Here is an 18,013-nt window from a genome sequence, read left to right on the forward strand (position 1 = left end):
TCAAGAAAATTCTGTTCGAAACTCTTTATCTAACTCCTCAAGGTATTCATCAAGTACTTCGATGGAGGGAATATTATATTTTAATAAAATATCTTTATCTATAGCAAGATAATCGATCTTTTTCTCATAGTAATTAACAAGCATATTAGATAGATAAACAATTTCTACATAATCAGCGAAAGCCTCCTTTGAGGACACATTTTTCTGATGATAGTAAATCATAGAAACCAATTCGGGAGGGAAATTCCACTTCTTCGCTAATTTAAAACCAATGTAGTCGTGTCCCATTCCGATACTGACTTCTTCCACAAAACGAGAATTTGGAGAAGGTTTGGTCAATTCGTGGATTTTTGTTAATGCGTGTCCCTCTAATGAAATTAGAATTAATTTTCCCATGTCATGTATTAAAGAGCCAATAAATAAGAGATCCAGGTTGGGAATTCCAACTTTGCGGCCAATTTCCTTTGAGATGAAAGCAGATCTCAGACCATGTTCATATTCTTTTTCCAGTTCCTGTCCTATCTCATGAGAGCAGGGAACGCTTATAAGGTTCCGAATAATCTTTCGTAGCTCTTGTTCATCATATGAGTTTATAATATCATCCAGATTTCTAATAGAGCCCGGATCTTTTAAATAGCGAAAAGCTTCAATCATGAAGGATATATTTTTTTGAAGTCCTGCTTTGACTTGAGTCCGAAATTCTACCGGATCTTGAGTTTCCAAAATAGACTGTAGAGAGTCCGGTAAACAGTAAATCTGTCCGAGACCGGTATAGATATATTCTAAGACTTTGTTGCTTACTTCCTGCGGAATGATAACTTCCGGAATAGATAAAAATGTAGTCGTATGACCGTTTTCGGAGTGGATTTTTAAATTATCTTTCGAAAGATGAATACTTCTTAAGAATAGAATCATCATCACGATCCCGAGGCCCGCACTTTCCTGGTAGTCAGCCACTTCCCGGTAAGCAGTGATAATATCATCATATTTGTCTGAAGCGAGGATCCGGGAATGAATCCTATCTTTTTCGATTTCGATCAGTTCTGAATTGTTCGCTATTTGAAAATGAAGGCAATTATTTTTCCTGTGGATGATAAGTTTGATGTAAAAATCTGAATTTTCTAATAAAGGCTGAAAAGACTTCCACTCTTCAAGTACTACTTTCTTGAAAAGGGAAATTCCTTCTTCGTAATCTTCACGGGAATTTATATCCAGATTTTTCTGACCGAAAAAAACTCTTTTTGCATTGGCGCGGTTGGAATTAACGAGGATTTCTTTTAAAACCATGAATACTGCTTCGATAAGGTAGGCTCTTTCCAGAGCTACCATAACATACTGAGTTAAACAGAATAAATCCTGATAGTCCAGATCGGTGATAAAGCTATAGATTAACTCTATTTTTTCACCAGAAAGAATTCTGTTACTTAAACTCTTCAGTTCAATCATTTTAGTTTTCAAAAAAACTTAACCCACTTAAAAATTCCCGTGTGCCTGTAACACATCTTTTTTTCCAGAAATCAGGAATCTATAATTTTTTATCAGTTCTATGATTATTTACTTTTATAATATATATTCCAAAAGAAAAGGATTTTTTTTTCGTAGGTTTCCATAAAATATCGGGAATGGTAAAAGAAAAGCAATCAAAAAATAGTCTTTTACAGCATCCTATTTTAGAAATAAAAGTGGAAAATATTCTCCTTATGAATAACCCTGAAATGGAAAGAATGGATCTTGAAAATTTTATACCTGAATCTTTAAACAGCATCATCAACGAAGAGTTGTATGTTCCTCATTACCAGCCTATAGTGAACGCTATCAATCGCAAAATACTGGGATATGAGGTATTGGGAAGGCTTTACTCGATAACCCATGATCAATTTCTTTCTTTAGGTCCTTATTTTCACGGAAAGCGTTTTAATCTTACCCAAAAAGTCCAGGTGGATAGGATTATTCGGGAAAAAGCCATTAAATACCTGAAGAATTCCGGCAATAATACCAAACTCTTTTTTAATTTTATGCCTAATATTCTCTCCAGTGTGCACCAGGATGAGCTTTTAGACCCCGGACGTTTCCACCTGATTCAGCTTATTGAGAAGTATGAGATTGACAGGAAAAATATAGTAATTGAAATTACGGAAGATGAATTCGATGGAAAGACCGAAAGACTTCTGATGATGGTAAACATTTTCCGCAATTATGGTTTTAAAATTGCCATTGATGATATGGGAGCAGGGTTTTCTAATCTGGAAAGAATAGGTTATATACACCCGGATATCATCAAAGTAGACATAAGAATTATGCGAGAAAGCCTGAACCGAACTTCTTTTCGGCACGTTTTAGATGCTATTTCAGAAATGTCTTTAAAACTCGGGAGTGAGCTTTTATTTGAGGGAATAGAAACCGAAAAAGAGTTAACCCTGGCCCTTTCCATGGGAGCAAACCTTCTTCAGGGTTTTTATTTTTCCAAGGCCATGTCGGAGTTTCAGAACACTTCCCTCTTTGCTGATGATTTAAGCATTATTTTGGAAAAATTTGGTGGAATACGTTTCCTGGAGCTCGTAGAGGATTATTCTACTCAACAGGATCTGGTGGATCACCTGAGTTCAGTTCTGGAATCTATTGAAATTTTAGAGACAGAAACCAGTCAGGTTCATGTATCCCGGGTAGAAAAAATTCTTCCGAGTTTACCATCCGGTATTCTTGAGGTTTTTCTGGTTGATATGCACGGCTACCAGTTATCTCCCAGTTATGTTCATAAAGAAGATAACTCCTGGGAAGAAGATTTTAAACATATTGGGAATAATTACGCCTGGAAACCCTATTTCATGAGACATAAGGCCGAGGCATATTATTTTAAAAAGAAATGGGGGGTAACCAAGCCATTTTATGATATGGAACATCAGCTCCAATATGTGATTTTCACGTTTAACTTAAATGCGAATTTAATTCTAATCGCAAAAGTTAAATGCTAAGAAAAGCTTGTCACGATAAGCCAGTATAAAAGTCTAATAATTAGAATGATTCTAAAAAATATAAGTTGTTCGGGAGGGAGTTTTGCCAGAATTACTGAAGATTGTTAACCTACATGCGAATATAGAGGGTAAGGAAATTTTAAAAGGGGTCAATTTAGAGATTCAGGCGGGAGAGACCCACGCTATTATGGGGAAAAACGGTTCCGGCAAGAGTACCCTTTCCAATATTATCCTGGGACATCCTTCTTATAAGATTACAGGAGGTGATATTCTTTTTAAAGGTGAGTCCATACTTTCTCTCAGCACCGATGAAAGGGCTAAAAAAGGTATTTTCTTAAGCTTTCAATATCCTACGGCCATCCCCGGAGTCAATGTAGCCAATTTCCTGCGAACCATTTTACGAGCCAAAAGGGGTGCTGACATACCGGTTCGAGAGTTTCGTAAAGAACTGAACGAAGCAATGGAGGCCTTGCACATGGACAAATCATTTACTTCCCGTTATGTGAATGATGGTTTTTCCGGTGGAGAAAAAAAGCGGAATGAAATTTTACAACTCAGTCTCCTACAACCCTCGCTCAGTATACTCGATGAGCTGGATTCCGGTCTGGACATAGACGCTTTAAAGCAGGTCTGTGAAGGCATTAACCGTTATAAAAATGAAAATAATGCTCTTCTTCTCATTACCCACTACCAGAGGATGCTGAATTATGTGATTCCTGATTTTATCCACGTTTTTGTAGATGGAAAAATTGTCATGAGTGGCGATAAACATCTGGCTCTTGAATTGGAAGAAAAAGGTTACGATTGGGTGAGTAAATAAGGAGACCCGGATGAGTACAGCAACCCTAAAAAATCCTTCCTTACATGCTGAATTAGCAGTTCTCTTTCAAAGAACGGAAGAGATAAAGGAACCTTTCTGGTTGAAAGAATTCCGAAGAAATGCTTTTCATGTTTTACAAAGGGTTCCGATTCCTAATGCAAGCCTGGAATCCTGGAGGAAGCTTTCCTTATCTAACTTAAAACTGGAAAAGTTGATCCAGCACTGGAAGTATTCAGAAACTTATTTTACGGAAAACAGAGGAAATTGTCTGAAAAGGTTCTCTGAATTGAATCCCGGAGAAGAAGAATTTCTTAGGAAAAAACTCGATTTTCTTCTGGAATACTATTCGGAGAGTTTTTTTAGCTTACTTAATTTTAGTTTTTTCACCTCGACCTGTTTTTTGGAACTTTCTGAAAAGAATCATATAGCCGGTATTTTTTCAATTTTGGAAAATCATTCCGAAGCCCCCTTTCTTCCTTTAAATATCATTAAAATTGGAAAGTTTGCGAAAGCAGTAGTGAAAGAAGAAACCAGACTTCCTGCGAATGAAGATTTAGAACTTTACTGTCCTTTTACGGCTCTTTTCTTAGAAGATTCTGCTAATATAGACTTCATAAGCTTAGAACAACTTTCCGATTCAAGCTTTCACTTTAAAACCTTTTATTCTTCCCAGGAACAAAATTCCCATTTAAATCTTTCCTACTTTAACCTGGATGGATATAGAGGGAAAACCTTTTTTGATTCGGACCTCAGGGGAGAAGGGGCAAATATTTTTTCTTTTGCTGCGATTGGCACCATACAACGCGAAGTGCAGGATGTGGAATTCAGTATTCGTCATCTGAAAAGTTATACAACAAGCAAGCTTTTGATGAAGGCAGTCGTGCGGGATAAGTCGCACCATATTTTTACCGGAAAGCTCTGGATTCCTGCCGGCTTAAAACATGTACAGGCCAGTCAATTAAATAATAACCTGATTTTGGACCCAAAAGCCCGTGCTGAATCCATTCCCTGTCTGGAAGTTTTTTCGGAAGATGTGAGTTGCTCTCATGGTGCTACTATGGGAGAGATAAAAGAAGAGGAATTATTTTACTTAATGTCGAGAGGACTCAATGAAGAAGAAGCCCGCGCCCTGATACTGGAGGGATTTTTAGCTTCTATAACCGACAAAATTCCGAATGAAAAAATTTCCTCCGATATACTTGAGTCCTTACTCGAAAAATTGAACTCTAAGGGTAGATGAAATGGCATTTGTAAAACTGGCAGAGACAACAGATTTTGAAGATATAAAAATGAAAATTGTGGAAACAAAATTTTTTCGTGTTGGCATTTTTAAAAACACAGATACCTATATTGCTTTTGAAGATGTCTGCACTCATGATGGAGAACCCATTTCAGAAGGGGAACTCGACGATTGTATCCTGACCTGTCCCAGACATTTTGCCCAGTTTGACTTAAAAACTGGAGAAGCTCTCTGTATGCCGGCTACAGAACCCATAAAACTTTTCCCGGTTCGGGTGAATAGAACCGATATTGAAGTAGACCTGGAGGATTAATATGAGTCTTGACCCTTACAGACTGAGAACCGATTTCCCTATTCTTTCTACCAAAATGAACGGAAAACCTCTGGTTTTTCTCGATAGTGCAGCCAGTTCCCAGAAACCTTTTCAGGTTATCGATGCCCTGGATCGGTATTACAAAGAGGAAAATGCGAATATTCACCGCGGAATTTATTATCTATCCCAAAAAGCGACCGAACTCTACGAAAAAACGAGGATTAAAGTTGCCGACTTCATAAATGCTCGCTGTGCAAAGGTTATTATTTTTACAAGAAATGCCACCGAAAGCATCAATATGGTAGCTCAGGCCTGGGGAAGGGAGAATATCGGTCGGGGCGATGAAATCGTTTTGAATGAACTCGAACACCATTCCAACCTCGTTCCCTGGCACATGCTGGCAAAAGAAAAAGGAGCCGTCTTACGGTTTATACCCTTAAAAGAAGATTCAAGTCTGGATTACAGTCAATTAGATGAAATTATCAACTATCGAACCAAACTGGTAGCTATATCTCAGATGTCCAATGTTACCGGAACCATGCATGACATTAAAACGGTCGTAAAAAAAGCTCATTCCGTTGGAGCCAAAGTCCTTTTAGACGGAGCCCAGGGAGTCTGTCACATACCGGTGAATGTTCAGGAATTGGATATAGATTTTTATGCTTTTTCTGCCCATAAGATGCTCGGTCCAACCGGTGTGGGAGTTCTTTACGGAAAAGAAAATGTGTTGGAAAGAATGTCCCCCTGGATGGGAGGGGGAGATATGATACTCGATGTAGAAAAAGACCGTTCTACCTATGCCGACCTTCCCGCTAAACTGGAAGCCGGAACGCCTAATATAGCCGGAGTTATTGCTTTTGCCGAGGCGATTGACTATCTTGAGGCGGTTGGACTTGAAAATATTCAAAAACATGAGCAAAAACTTACCCAATATGCCCTCGAAGAACTTTATAAGTTCGGAGGAATTGAATTATACGGAGTGGAAGATCTTTCTAAAAGAGGAGGGGTCATTTCCTTTAATATGGAAGGGGTTCATCCGCATGATGTGGGTAGTATTTTAGACGAACAGGGAATTGCCATTCGAGTGGGACATCATTGCTGTCAGCCTTTTATGAAGAAATGCAAAATATCCGGTACGGCCAGATTGAGTTTCTATCTGTACAATACCCTTGAAGATATAGATGCCTTTATTCATGGTTTAAAAACGGTGAAGGAGATCTTCGGCCGTGTCCTTAGAAAGTAAGCTTTATTCTGATTCTTTATTAGATATTTATAAGAATCTGGTATATAGAAAAGCAATGGAAAGCTATACTCACTTCAGCTCGAAAAAGAATCAGCTTTGTGGTGATGAAATAACCGTTTATTTTACACTTCTCGAAAATAGAATAATCGATGCCTCATTTCAGGCAGAGGCCTGTATGCTCTGCACGGTTTCCGGAGAGATTCTTTGCCGGGAATCTATTGGAAAAACTTTTAAGGAACTAAACGAGATAAGTAAAAATTTGAAAGCTTATTTTTCAAACAGGCTGGAACTCGACCTGGAGCTCTCCCGGTTTCGGGCCCTGCTTACGGCCAGGCCTTATTTGAATCGGCATCGTTGTGTTTTTTTGGCCTGGGAAACTATAGAAGAAGTATTTCATACGTAGAAATGGAGATATAATATGCTAATAGAACCTACAGGGGAACTGGAAAAGAAAGTTTTTGAAGCTATAAAACCTATAGAAGACCCGGAATTATATATTTCTTTGGTGGATCTGGGTTTGATTTATGAAATTCGCGTCGAAGGAAAAAAAGCTTTTATAGACATGACTCTTACCAGTATGGGCTGTCCGGCCGGCCCTTACCTGAAAACATCTATAGAAAATGAGGTTTTACGATTGGAGGAAATCGAGGAAGTGGAAGTGGAAGTTGTCTGGTCTCCTCCCTGGGATCCAAGAACCATGGCCTCCGAAGAAGCCAGAATGGATATGGGAATATTTTAAGATTTTTCAGGGATTTCTTTTGGTTTGTCCGAGTTAGAACCGGAAGGCTCCGGTCTGGAAGAATAATACCTCCAGATAGCCAGAAAAAGATTCACAAGGCAAATTCCGGCAAAAAAATAGGCGTAATTATTAATTCTGTAATCGGTTTTTAAAAGCATATCTGTAAAAATGGGTCTGGGAAACAAAAAACCGGCAATAAACAGCAGACTCAGAAAGATCTGGGAGAAAACGTAATAATGTTTAAACCAGGTATGGTTCCAGAAAAAATGCAAAAGCGGAAGAGAAATGGCTATCATGAAAAAAAGTAAGTTTACATTGGTTGAAATATAAATGGTTTCTTTTATGTTTAAAAAATTAACCTCGTAGCTTATCCATTGCTTAAAAGTGAAATAAACCTGGATTATCATAGAAGCAATGGAAATCTGCTCTAAAATACTTTTTTTCCACCAGAAAGTGAAAAAAGATTTAACTGCAAAAATAGAAGCCCTGAACCAACCGACTATAGAGAGATAAAAAAGGCTAAAAAACAGAGCAAGATTCTTCATTACTTCAATAACAGGATCAATTCTAACTCCAGGCTGGCGTTTAAAGGGAGGCTGGAAACTCCTACCGCAGCTCTTGCATGTCTTCCATCTTCTCCAAAAATTAATTGTAAAAGTTCACTGGCCGAATTTGCAACGAGGTGTTGCTCGGTAAAGGAAGGCTCTGAGGCAACGAAAACATTCATTTTTAAAACTTTTTCCACTTTATCGAGGGTTCCCAGCAGGGCTTTTGCAGCTGAAAGTGCATTTAAGCAGGCCTGTTTACTGGCTTCAAACGCTGGATTCAAATCCATCCCGGCACGTATAGGGCCTTTGGAGAGCATTTCACCATTTCTTACAGGTAGTTGCCCGGAAGTAAAAAGTAAATTTCCTGATTTTTGAGCGGGTATGTACGAAGCGATAGCTTTCGGTGCATCAGGTAGATTAAGTCCCAGTTCCAAAATCCTTTTTTCAAAAGACATATCACAAGGATTTTATTCCAAGGCAATCTTACAATTATAATTTCTGTTAGATGAAACATTTCAATGTAACTAAGGCCCCTACAAAAAAATTGATAATCTAAGTTCTATTCTTTCCTTGCATTTATCATGGATATAAGTTTTTTTGGAATTGTGAACTTTCGTTCTATAATAGCTTTTTACTTCTTCATTGTCCTTGTTTTAGGAGAATTGAGCTTTGCTCAGGAGAGAATACAAGTCCATCCCTGGGGATTGGATATTACGGAAAGGGTGATTAACAGGAAAAATGTTAGTCATATTGTTATAGAAAGTAGAAAAGATCATTACAGGGTGACTCTTCTAGTTTCGGATCGTTTCCCTTACAATTATAAATCCCAGTCTTACCCATTTTTTTTTCGAAAGAAAAATAGTGAAGAGGCCCAAAAACTTGTTTCTTATTTGGATAAATTTCTTCAATCTGGAGAGAATCTCTATATTCGTTTAAATGGTTCCGAGATTGTTTATCATTCTGCTTTGCACCGGGGAACTCAGAGATAAATGCTTCTAGAAGAAAAATTATTTAAAGAAAAAGAGGTTAGTCTTGATAGATTAGGAGTAAAAATAGGGTTTTACCTGCATTTCCTTTTCTATCCTTCTTTATTTCTTTTTCCAATTGAACACAGCCCTTCTTTAATTTTTTTAACTATCGGTTATAGTTTTGTTCGTTTTTTTGGTTTTATCTTCAGCAAGGGAAATAGAAACCTAAAACCGATTTTATATTCTTCTTCTATTTACTTGATTGTTCTATTGCATTACTATTTTTATTCACTTGATTTTAATGTAATTTATAGAGAGAATTTATTCAGCAATAATGGATACTATATCGTTTTTTGCCTGGTAATCATCATGCAGGCTACCCGTCTGGATAAAAATAGTATTATAATTTCCAGTTTATCATCTTTTTTAGTTTTCCTAATATTTTACTTTATTAATCTTCATTTTTATAACTTAAAAATATTATGGAACGAAGTAATATTTAATTTTATTATCTTTTCTGCATCAGGCTTTATTGCATTTTTGGTTTATGACTCCAGAAAAAATGCGGTTATATCTTATATACAATTATTTAAAGAAAAAATTTCCTTGCAGAAAGATATAAAGCTCGCAAGGAATGTCCAGGAGTGTCTTTTCCCGGCTAATCGTAAACTCAATCGTCTGCGCTTTGAAGTGTTTCGGAAAACCCATAAACACATTGGTGGAGACTTTTACGACTTTATTCAGTTGAGAGAAGGAAATGTGGGTATATTTCTTACAGATGTTGCCGGTCATGGAATTTCTTCTGCCATGGTAGCAGCCATTCTAAAAGTAATGGTATCGAATATGCCCTATATTTTAAAACTCACACCGGACAGATTTTTGACGTACCTTGATGATAAATTATATTCTGATTTTAATAGCTACCATGCTACAGCTATTTACATGTTCTTAAATTTCCATGAAAATGAGATTTTAATTGCCAATGCAGGTCATCCTTATATTCTCTATTGTCCGAAAGAGGGGGAGTTTAGAGAGATAAAAACTCTGGGAACCCTTCTGGGTTTTAAAATTCGAGAACCTGTAGCCGACTGCTTTCAATTTGCATTAAATTCCGGGGATCGTTTCTTTTTGTATACGGATGGTATTATTGAGTGTATGAATAATAAAGAAGAACAACTCGGGGCTGAAGGTCTCTTAAAAATACTGAATGCTTATAATCATTTAAGTTTAGCTGAAATAAAAAGGAATGTGCTACTGGATGTACTCAGTTTCCAGGGTAATAGTGATTTCACCGATGATGCAATGTTTTTAATATTTGAGATAGAATAAATAAGAGGAACCATATGGAATTTCAATTTCTGAAGATAGAAAAAAAAGAAAAGTATAGTATAGTAGAAATAAATAGACCGGAAGCTTTAAACGCTTTAAATGAAGAGGTCTTAAAAGAGCTGGAAAAATGTGTGGAGTATCTGGAATCTGATGCTAACATGAGATTATTTATCCTTACAGGAAGTGGAAAGTCCTTTGTTGCAGGTGCCGATATTGCAAGGATGAAAAATTTCAAAGCAGAAGAAGCCTATGTATTTTCCAATCTCGGCCAATCCGTTTTTAGAAAAATCGAGCATTCTCCACTCATTTCTATTGCCGGGATAAATGGTTTTGCTCTTGGAGGAGGCCTGGAATTGGCTCTTGCCTGTGATATGAGAGTTCTCTCCGAAAAGGCCAAAGTTGGACTTCCGGAAGTGAGTCTTGGTTTAATCCCCGGATTCGGAGGAACTCAGAGGTTGGGAAGACTGGTAGGAAAAGGAAAAGCTATGGAAGTGGTCTTATCGGGAGAAATGTATTCCGCAGAAGATGCTTATCAAATGGGAATTGCCAATGCTCTTGTCAGTCCGGAAGCTTTAATGGAAACCTGTGAGAAGTATGCCGCTTCCATCTTAAAAAGAGGTCCGATAGCAACTCGAGAAGCAAAAAATGTAATCAATAGAGGACTGGATCTGAGTATGGAAGAAGGGCTTTACCAGGAAAAAGTTAGTTTTGCTGCACTATTTCAAAAAGAGGAAGCAAAAGAGGGCTTAAGTGCGTTTTTAGAAAAAAGAGCGCCCAATTTCTAAGAACGAAATAATAATTCAGGTAAACTAAAAATTATGAAAAAGCGAATTCTCTATTTTCTTTTATTCTTTCTTCCACTTCATTTAGTTCCGGAGCATATTCTGCGAAATCCACTTCTGGATATTTCCATAGGCGGAAAAAGACTGCGAGTAGAAATAGCAGCCAGCCCCGAAGCCAGACAAACGGGGCTTATGTTTCGGGAAACTATGGAGGAAAATACAGGAATGCTATTTATCTTTCCTACAGAAGAATACAGAACTTTCTGGATGAAAAATACTTACCTGCCCCTGTCCATTGCCTATTTCGGGAAGGACAGGATTCTATTTGAAACCATGGACATGCGACCCCTGCAAACCAATGAAGTTTATCCATCTTCCGGGAAAGCTATGTATGCACTCGAAGTGAACCAGGGTTGGTATGATAGAAATGGTATTAAAAAAGGAGCTGTTCTGAATATTCCCGATGGAATCAGGGCGTATTAAGTACCTTTTTACGGGGCAGGTTGATTAGTAATTCAGAATAATTCGATTGATTACACCTGCTCCTTTCTTCTTGAGTTCTCCGGTAAGCTTTTGTCTTTTCCAATCAAATTGAATAGTTCCATAATTTTCTCCGGAATAATAATTTCCTAATCGATATCGATTATCTGAAACTACGTAATCGCCATAGGGCTTATTTAAAGAACTCGAAGTTAGTTCCAAAAACCGAAAACCATTCTGATTTTCAAAACGGGAAATTTCAGCAAAATGCCTGTCTCCGCTCAAAATAAGAAGGTTTCTTTTTTGGTATTTTTCCAGAAGGTTTAAAAGCCTGAGTCTTTCGAGAGGAAAGTTTTCCCAGCGTTCAAAATGATGTTCATAGGGCAAAACCTGAATTCCGGAAATGAGAAGCAAAAACGCCTCTTCTTTTTGAAGCTCCGATTCCAGCCATTCCCACTGTTTATTTCCTAAAAAAGTAGCTCCCGTTTCCCAATTTTCTATATAAGGAGAGAAGAATCGAAAAAAAAGAGGTCCTTTTTTTAAAGGAGTTCGGAAGGTTCTGGTATCTAAAAAAATAATTCTAAGTTTTTCCTGTCCTTCTCCAAAAACCTCTGAGTAGTATAAGCCTTTCCGATTTCGAAGAGGATGTTTTGGTGGAAATGAAAATGTTTCTAAAAAAAGTTCTTTGGATGCTTCCTGAAACGGATTTTCCGCTCCTCCATCATTGATTCCGTAATCATGGTCATCCCAGATGGCAAACATTTTAGCTTCTCTCTTTTTTAATCCTTTCCAGAAAGGGTGGATGTTTAGCTGCTTGTAGGCCAGACTTAAAGCTTCAAGATTCTCTCCTTCTGGATAGACATTGTCTCCCAAAAAAAGGTAAATATCCGGTTTTTCTAAAAAAATATACGAAGCTAAGTCTACAGCTTTCTTTTGCTGAAAGCAGGAAAAGAAAAGCAGTTTGTCCACTCTCGGATGAGTTCGGATAGAAGATGTGAATCCCAGTATAAAGTATAATGGAATTATATAAGAGATTGAACGAAAAGATTTCCTGATATATTTCATAGCTACACCTTCATTTTTTTCTATGAAAATTACCTTACCTTATAATGGATATACAGTAAAATAATTGATAGGGGCAGATCATGAAGAAGACTTTAATTAAACCCAGTGCGAGGATACACAGTGAATTTATGGTGAATCAGGAAGAGATTTTTATTTTCCCGGTTCCAAATTCCATCTATAAATTTCTCGAACAGGTATGGTCTTCTTTTGTAAATAAGATGGTGGCTCTTCGCCTATCTGATGAACAACCCATGTTTCATTATTCCATGTTTGAAGTCATTCAAAATACGGATACAAAAGTAGTTGCCTCTTCCACCTTTTTTAAACTAAGAGAAATTGCTGATAAAAAAGGCGACAAATCGGTAGAGGAGTTTAATTCCAAAGCCAAACCCACTCCTATTGGAGATGAGCTAAACATTACCACAAAGATCCTGCAAAAAGCTATCATTGATTTTACAGCCGGACACAGACCCGAAATAGAATTTCTCAATATCCGTGATGAGAAAATGCACGAAAACATGGAGTCTCTCAGAACTCCTACTATGAACTATGCAGTAGGTCTACCACTTTTTGTAAAAGATAATCCCATCGGTGTTCTCTGGGGAATTCGTAAAGATCCTCTCAATCACCTGCAAAGAAGAGAAGTTATACGACAATTAAGTTCTCTTTTTGAGGTAATTGAATTTGTTGTAGCAAAGGAGTTGGATGGAAATCAGGACGCCTATATGGCAAGAAAGAACATAGAAAAATCAGATTCGAATTCTATGTCCCGCTATCTGTTCTATACGAAGATTCCCCATCAACAGGAACCTGTTACCTCTATTATCTTTCGCTCACACAGCTATAAGAAAAATTACCGTCTCGATGCAAGTTTCATTGTTCCCACCACGAACGGCTACTCGGTCAGCTTAAAGCGCTTCATACCTGAAAAGCAGAATGATACCAATATAGTTCTTCTTATGATACCGGGTTTCTTCTGCCGGCGTTCTGTTATGGATAAGCTTGCAAGAGAGATGTGCCTTAGTTATGGATATAAAGTTTTTTCCATGGATATGAGGGGACGTTCGAGACAGACCCTTCCTCCCCACGGAATACGCGATGGTTGGACGGTAGATGATTATGTACAGGATGATTTCCCGGCTGTACTAAAATGGATAAAGGAACATCATCCGGATGATAGACTGGTAGTAGTCGGTCACAGTATGGGAGGCATGATTCCTCGCTTTTATACTTCAAGCTATAATATTATACGCCGTATCAAAAGAGATGCAACGCTTCCCGATCCGGAAAAGTATATCGAAGGAATCGTATCCATTACTTCCCCGAATTATATTACTCTCAAGTCTAACTTCATGGGTTTTGATACTCTTAAGAAAGGTGTGAATATGATTCCGCCTAATTTCTTACTTGATTTTCTTATAAATTTTACCACCACATCTGTGCACACTGCCTTTACAACAATCGACTTAAATAAGTTCTTTAAATTTCTCTTAAATATGCATTCTTCCTTACGTCAGTTTTCCTTTACCATCGGAACCAAGGTTGTAAACATAAAAGACTTTGTGGGCTACAAACAGATCTCTCCTTCCGAGTGGTATTTTTTAATTGAAGATGTTTTTTGTGAAGAGTCTACCAAGGTTATCCTTCAGTTTATTCGTTCTCAGCTCAGCAGTGAGAAGGCTTTTCTTTCTTATGATGGTAGAATTAATTATACCGCTGAACAACGAAATTTTCGTCTTCCCCTGTATTCTGTAGTAGGAACGGTGGATGCCATTGTGCCGGCAGAAATTCTAGAAGAAGACCTGCAATATTTTAATACAAAAAATAAGGTAACAGTAAAATACGAACAGGGGCACTTAGGAATCGTGTTTCACATGCCTACTGTGAAAAAAATCTGCAAAGGTGTGGACGAGTGGATCCGGGCTTTATAAAAAAAGCCCGGGCTCTTTTAGTTCTCAGCCTTTCCGAAGAAGAACTTAAAATATTAAATACTTATAATTTAGAATCTGTTGATATACTTGAAGTGCGTTTTGACCTCTGTTCAACAGATTTTATCAAAAAAGAACTTACGAGTATATTAAAAAATATTAAAAAACCTCTTATCTTTACCTATAGAGTTCCTGCTGATTCCAGCTTAGAGGGAAACCGGGATTTAAAACTGGAAGATGTTTTGTCTCTTTTAAAAGACAATGATAGTGAAAGGAATTATCTCGATCTGGAGCTGAATCTGAAAGAATCCTTCTTTGACGATTTCAAAGGGGAAAAGTATAGCTTTATTTATTCCTATCACAATTTTGAGAGAGCCATTACCCTGTCGGAAATGCAGACACTTCTCTCTGAAAGAGAAGCGATCCGGGGAAGAAGCATTGTATATAAGTTTGCAGTTAAAGCCAGGAACATTTCTGAGTTTTATGAATTCTTTTCGGGGGTAAAACAACTATCTCTCGAGAAAAAGATAGCCGCTATTTCAATGGGAGAACTGGGGATGATGGCAAGAATTTTTCCGGAAAAGTTTTCTTCTGTTTTCACCTACGCCTGCCTCGGTGAACCGAAAGCACCGGGACAGGTATCCATAGAACTATATCAGAAAATTAGAAAGTTCTAAAACTTAGAAAAGTAGGTTTACCCGCCTCTACCGTTTCTGTTACTGAAGGTGAATTGGATACAGTTGCTCCCATATTTCTCAGGCTAAACTGGTATGTCCCCGGCTCAATAAAGATTCGCTTTACCTGGAAATTAGAAGGTATTAACCTCCAACAACGCAAATCCGGTTTTATGGTAGTCGACATAGTGGCCGAAACTACAAGCCCGGCAGCGAGACCCACCACTTCTCCGGCAAGCTCCAGACCGGCCATAGCAGCTCCGTCCCGCTTATTCTTTCCGCCTTTGCTTTTTGACATTTTAAACGCTTCTTTGGCTGCATAGGCAGTAGCAGCAGAGGCCACAAACTTGGTTGCAATAGAAGCCACATTCTTTGCTACAATTTCTGAATAATTTTCTTCGAAACTGGCTATAGCCGTTTCCGAGTAATTGTTTAGAACTGTAGTTTTACCGAGTGAGGTCCCATTTATATATACTTCTCCTTCTCTTGCAGAAGCCGTATCTCTTGTTTCATATTTGGGAATCGGGTTTTCAGCCGTTGCAAACATGGCAGTCACTCCCCCGAGACTTAGACCCGTTCCTCCCATACGAAGGGAACCCTCTATGGCAGAACGCAACATGGGTCCGAAAACCTTATCTTCAAATAATCGTCCTCTCGAGACCTTCACCGCAGACTTACCGGCTTGATGTATTATGATTACTTCCGCAAGCCCTTCTCTGTACGGAATGGGCTGCATACCGGCATCATAGGCTTCTATATAGTTTTGACCCTCCGCAAATTCCTTCTGATCGGCAAGGTCTTTCTCTTTAAGAGCCAGAATGTAACGGTCTCCTAATACTTTTTTATATTCCGGGTTTAATTGACTGATAAGCTTATATTGCACTCTGGCATCGTTATATTTACCGAGGTATTCAGAAACAATTGCGTTTATATACCTTGCTAAAAGATTTTGTCTGTAACTGGCTGTTGAAAATTTCATCTCTTTTAGCTCATATTCGACTTTTTTAAAGTATCTTTTGGAAGCCTCATGGTCTTTCAGCATCAACTTGTTTAATCCCAGATAAAACTTTATCAGAACTCTTTCGAAGTCTTCTCCCCGGAAATTTGCTTCTTCATCACTCATAACAAAAGATAGACCCTGTCGAAGTGCACTGACCTGTAAAGTATCCGCAATGGCTTCTGCCTGTTCAAAAACAATTACGCTTTTTTCATAATCACCCTTGGTATGAAAAATGATTCCTGCTTCCATAAGATATAAAAGCCTGTCCTTGTTTTCCGAATCCTGCACAATTTCGCGTATATCAGGTATCGCTTCTTCATAATTTCCCGAATAAAAAGCTGTTTCGGTCTTTGCAATCCTTTCCTGATAAGAAGCGGAACAGGAAACAAAAAGAGGTAGAACAAAAAGAGATAGAAAGATTTTCAAAGTATTTACCAGCCTACACCCGAATTGCTCCTGGCTTTTTTACGAAAGGCGACCTTATCTGACCAGGCTACAAGAGTGGTTTCTACACTTCGAAGCTCAACGTTTATCACCTGCTCTACGATTTTGTCACCATCCTGTCTAAAAACGGATTCATCTATCTGGGTTTTTATAAAATAATTAGGAGATTTTAGTTCACCGGCTGAAAGATTTCCTCCTAATTCCTGATCTTGCTTTAGTTTTTCGAGTGCTTCTTTCAGATTTTCCGAACGAACTGTGTAAATCCCTTTGGCCAGTAAAGTATTTACAAGTGCATTATCAAAAATATCAGTAGGTATTTCTTCTGTAGTTTCATTTTTAGTGCGTAAGAGCTCTACAAAAACCCCGGCTGCCGGTTTATTTTTCTTAAAATGTTTGGATATAGAAGAGGCTAATTTGACAGCAGCCTCCTCCATTTCAAGTCTGGTTAGGCTTCCGCTATCGGCTACCAGGTCTTTCTTTTCATTTAAGCGCTTTGCTCCTGAACTACAGGAAACAATAAGACTGAAGAGTAAAAAAAGTAAGGATAGATATTTCATTCCGATTTTCCTTTTATCTATATTAGTTGCAGTATATTTCTAAATTACCGATTTTTTCAAACAGGTTTCAAGAAAAAATCTTGTCTTTTCAGAAAAATACTTCTTGTATGGGTGAATGGAAACTTTAAGAATTGCCGCTGTTCAACCCGACATTCTCTGGGAAAAACCGGATGAAAACCTGGGGAGAATGGAAAAACTTCTGAACGAATTACAAGACGTCGACATGATCCTTTTCCCGGAAACCTTTCTTAGTGGTTATACTATGAATAGTCGCAGGCTGGCAGAACCCCGCGGAGCCAGGGCGGAGACTTTCTTAAAAAAGCTGGCAGAAGCAAAAAAGGCTGCTGTAGGAGGTGGTTGGATACAGGAAAATGGAGAAAAGGCCCCTTTAAATACCTTTTCCTTTTTTTTTCCGAATGGAGAAGTCAAGCATTACCTGAAAAACCATCCTTTTTCTTTTGTAGGCGAAGAAAAGTTTTATACAGCCGGAGAAGAGCTTTGCTGTTTTGACTATAAAGGTTTTTCTCTCAGTCTGCTGATTTGCTACGACCTGCGGTTTCCGGAAATTTTCCGAAGAAGTGCGGGACAAACGGATCTGTACCTTTTAATTGCCAACTGGCCGGATGAAAGAATTGAACACTGGGATACACTTTTAAAAGCGAGGGCTATAGAAAACCAGGCTTTTGTGCTCGGAGTAAACCGGGTAGGAAATACCGGCAAGCGCAATGTAAAAAATTTTCCGGGACATACCTCTCTATATGATCCCTTCGGAAAAAATTTGATACAGGATACCGGCAGAGAGGAAATTTTTATCGTTGAAATCTCCAAAGAAACTCTTCAATTCTATCGGAACAAGTTTCCCTTCTTAAAAGATAGAAAGCCCGTGCATAATCCCTGGTGAACCAAATGTT

20 protein-coding genes are annotated in these 18,013 nt (G+C 38.1%); 14 read left to right on the plus strand and 6 right to left on the minus strand.

Features of this window, described 5'->3' with window-relative positions:
* Nucleotides 1–1,446 (minus strand): HDOD domain-containing protein, encoded by a 1,446-nt coding sequence (locus tag H7A25_05955; protein ID MCP5499426.1) that lies wholly within the window; start codon nucleotides 1,444–1,446, stop codon nucleotides 1–3.
* Nucleotides 1,447–1,724: 278 nt separating this feature from the next.
* Here H7A25_05955 and H7A25_05960 point away from each other — a divergent pair, with 278 nt between their 5' ends.
* The 7 genes from H7A25_05960 (at nucleotide 1,725) to H7A25_05990 (ending at nucleotide 7,327) form a co-directional block, all read left to right on the plus strand.
* Nucleotides 1,725–2,972, plus strand: a complete 1,248-nt coding sequence (locus tag H7A25_05960; GenBank protein ID MCP5499427.1) for an EAL domain-containing protein — start codon at nucleotides 1,725–1,727, stop codon at nucleotides 2,970–2,972.
* A gap of 82 nt (nucleotides 2,973–3,054) precedes the next feature.
* On the plus strand, nucleotides 3,055–3,792 hold the full coding sequence (gene sufC / locus H7A25_05965) for a Fe-S cluster assembly ATPase SufC (GenBank protein ID MCP5499428.1): 738 nt from the start codon (nucleotides 3,055–3,057) through the stop codon (nucleotides 3,790–3,792).
* 10 nt (nucleotides 3,793–3,802) lie between these two features.
* A complete protein-coding gene (locus tag H7A25_05970) occupies nucleotides 3,803–5,032 on the plus strand; it encodes a SufD family Fe-S cluster assembly protein (GenBank protein ID MCP5499429.1) in 1,230 nt (409 codons plus the stop codon).
* Between the two features lies 1 nt (nucleotide 5,033).
* Nucleotides 5,034–5,345, plus strand: coding sequence for a non-heme iron oxygenase ferredoxin subunit (locus H7A25_05975; GenBank protein MCP5499430.1), 312 nt, complete (start codon nucleotides 5,034–5,036; stop codon nucleotides 5,343–5,345).
* A gap of 1 nt (nucleotide 5,346) precedes the next feature.
* On the plus strand, nucleotides 5,347–6,588 hold the full coding sequence (locus H7A25_05980) for a cysteine desulfurase (GenBank protein ID MCP5499431.1): 1,242 nt from the start codon (nucleotides 5,347–5,349) through the stop codon (nucleotides 6,586–6,588).
* Nucleotides 6,572–6,991 carry an iron-sulfur cluster assembly scaffold protein gene (locus H7A25_05985; GenBank protein ID MCP5499432.1) on the plus strand — a complete coding sequence of 140 codons (420 nt, stop codon included), beginning with the start codon at nucleotides 6,572–6,574 and terminating at the stop codon, nucleotides 6,989–6,991. Before H7A25_05980 ends, H7A25_05985 begins: the two co-directional genes overlap by 17 nt.
* 15 nt (nucleotides 6,992–7,006) lie before the next feature.
* On the plus strand, nucleotides 7,007–7,327 hold the full coding sequence (locus tag H7A25_05990) for a metal-sulfur cluster assembly factor (protein MCP5499433.1): 321 nt from the start codon (nucleotides 7,007–7,009) through the stop codon (nucleotides 7,325–7,327).
* Here H7A25_05990 and H7A25_05995 read toward each other — a convergent pair.
* Nucleotides 7,324–7,872: a hypothetical protein gene (locus H7A25_05995; protein ID MCP5499434.1), complete on the minus strand. Its 549-nt coding sequence runs from the start codon at nucleotides 7,870–7,872 to the stop codon at nucleotides 7,324–7,326. The two genes, H7A25_05990 and H7A25_05995, sit on opposite strands and share 4 nt — an antisense overlap.
* The gene (locus H7A25_06000; GenBank protein MCP5499435.1) at nucleotides 7,872–8,330 is read right to left on the minus strand and encodes a RidA family protein; all 459 of its coding nucleotides are present in this window, start codon (nucleotides 8,328–8,330) and stop codon (nucleotides 7,872–7,874) included. Before H7A25_06000 ends, H7A25_05995 begins: the two co-directional genes overlap by 1 nt.
* A 186-nt stretch (nucleotides 8,331–8,516) precedes the next feature.
* On the opposite strand from H7A25_06000, the gene H7A25_06005 reads away from it, so the two are divergent.
* Genes H7A25_06005 through H7A25_06020 form a run of 4 tightly spaced genes read left to right on the plus strand, consistent with a single transcriptional unit; the run spans nucleotide 8,517 to nucleotide 11,437 of the window.
* Nucleotides 8,517–8,864 carry a hypothetical protein gene (locus tag H7A25_06005; protein ID MCP5499436.1) on the plus strand — a complete coding sequence of 116 codons (348 nt, stop codon included), beginning with the start codon at nucleotides 8,517–8,519 and terminating at the stop codon, nucleotides 8,862–8,864.
* Nucleotides 8,865–10,172 (plus strand): SpoIIE family protein phosphatase, encoded by a 1,308-nt coding sequence (locus tag H7A25_06010; GenBank protein MCP5499437.1) that lies wholly within the window; start codon nucleotides 8,865–8,867, stop codon nucleotides 10,170–10,172.
* A gap of 14 nt (nucleotides 10,173–10,186) precedes the next feature.
* A complete protein-coding gene (locus H7A25_06015; GenBank protein ID MCP5499438.1) occupies nucleotides 10,187–10,957 on the plus strand; it encodes an enoyl-CoA hydratase/isomerase family protein in 771 nt (256 codons plus the stop codon).
* Nucleotides 10,958–10,990: 33 nt separating this feature from the next.
* The gene (locus H7A25_06020) at nucleotides 10,991–11,437 is read left to right on the plus strand and encodes a DUF192 domain-containing protein (GenBank protein MCP5499439.1); all 447 of its coding nucleotides are present in this window, start codon (nucleotides 10,991–10,993) and stop codon (nucleotides 11,435–11,437) included.
* A gap of 24 nt (nucleotides 11,438–11,461) precedes the next feature.
* Here H7A25_06020 and H7A25_06025 read toward each other — a convergent pair whose 3' ends face one another.
* On the minus strand, nucleotides 11,462–12,499 hold the full coding sequence (locus H7A25_06025; protein MCP5499440.1) for an alkaline phosphatase family protein: 1,038 nt from the start codon (nucleotides 12,497–12,499) through the stop codon (nucleotides 11,462–11,464).
* A 251-nt stretch (nucleotides 12,500–12,750) separates the two neighbouring features.
* Here H7A25_06025 and H7A25_06030 point away from each other — a divergent pair, with 251 nt between their 5' ends.
* Nucleotides 12,751–14,430, plus strand: coding sequence for an alpha/beta fold hydrolase (locus H7A25_06030; GenBank protein MCP5499441.1), 1,680 nt, complete (start codon nucleotides 12,751–12,753; stop codon nucleotides 14,428–14,430).
* A complete protein-coding gene (locus tag H7A25_06035; protein MCP5499442.1) occupies nucleotides 14,412–15,104 on the plus strand; it encodes a type I 3-dehydroquinate dehydratase in 693 nt (230 codons plus the stop codon). The genes H7A25_06030 and H7A25_06035 overlap by 19 nt, the downstream gene beginning before the upstream one ends.
* Here H7A25_06035 and H7A25_06040 read toward each other — a convergent pair.
* Together H7A25_06040 and H7A25_06045 are read right to left on the minus strand one after the other, a co-directional pair.
* Nucleotides 15,091–16,527, minus strand: a complete 1,437-nt coding sequence (locus tag H7A25_06040; protein MCP5499443.1) for a hypothetical protein — start codon at nucleotides 16,525–16,527, stop codon at nucleotides 15,091–15,093. The genes H7A25_06035 and H7A25_06040 overlap by 14 nt on opposite strands.
* 5 nt (nucleotides 16,528–16,532) lie before the next feature.
* The gene (locus H7A25_06045; protein ID MCP5499444.1) at nucleotides 16,533–17,102 is read right to left on the minus strand and encodes a penicillin-binding protein activator LpoB; all 570 of its coding nucleotides are present in this window, start codon (nucleotides 17,100–17,102) and stop codon (nucleotides 16,533–16,535) included.
* Between the two features lie 115 nt (nucleotides 17,103–17,217).
* Here H7A25_06045 and H7A25_06050 point away from each other — a divergent pair, with 115 nt between their 5' ends.
* Nucleotides 17,218–18,003: a carbon-nitrogen family hydrolase gene (locus H7A25_06050; protein ID MCP5499445.1), complete on the plus strand. Its 786-nt coding sequence runs from the start codon at nucleotides 17,218–17,220 to the stop codon at nucleotides 18,001–18,003.
* Nucleotides 18,004–18,013: the final 10 nt, after the last annotated feature.

Source organism: Leptospiraceae bacterium (assembly GCA_024233835.1).
Lineage (GTDB): Bacteria > Spirochaetota > Leptospiria > Leptospirales > Leptospiraceae > JACKPC01.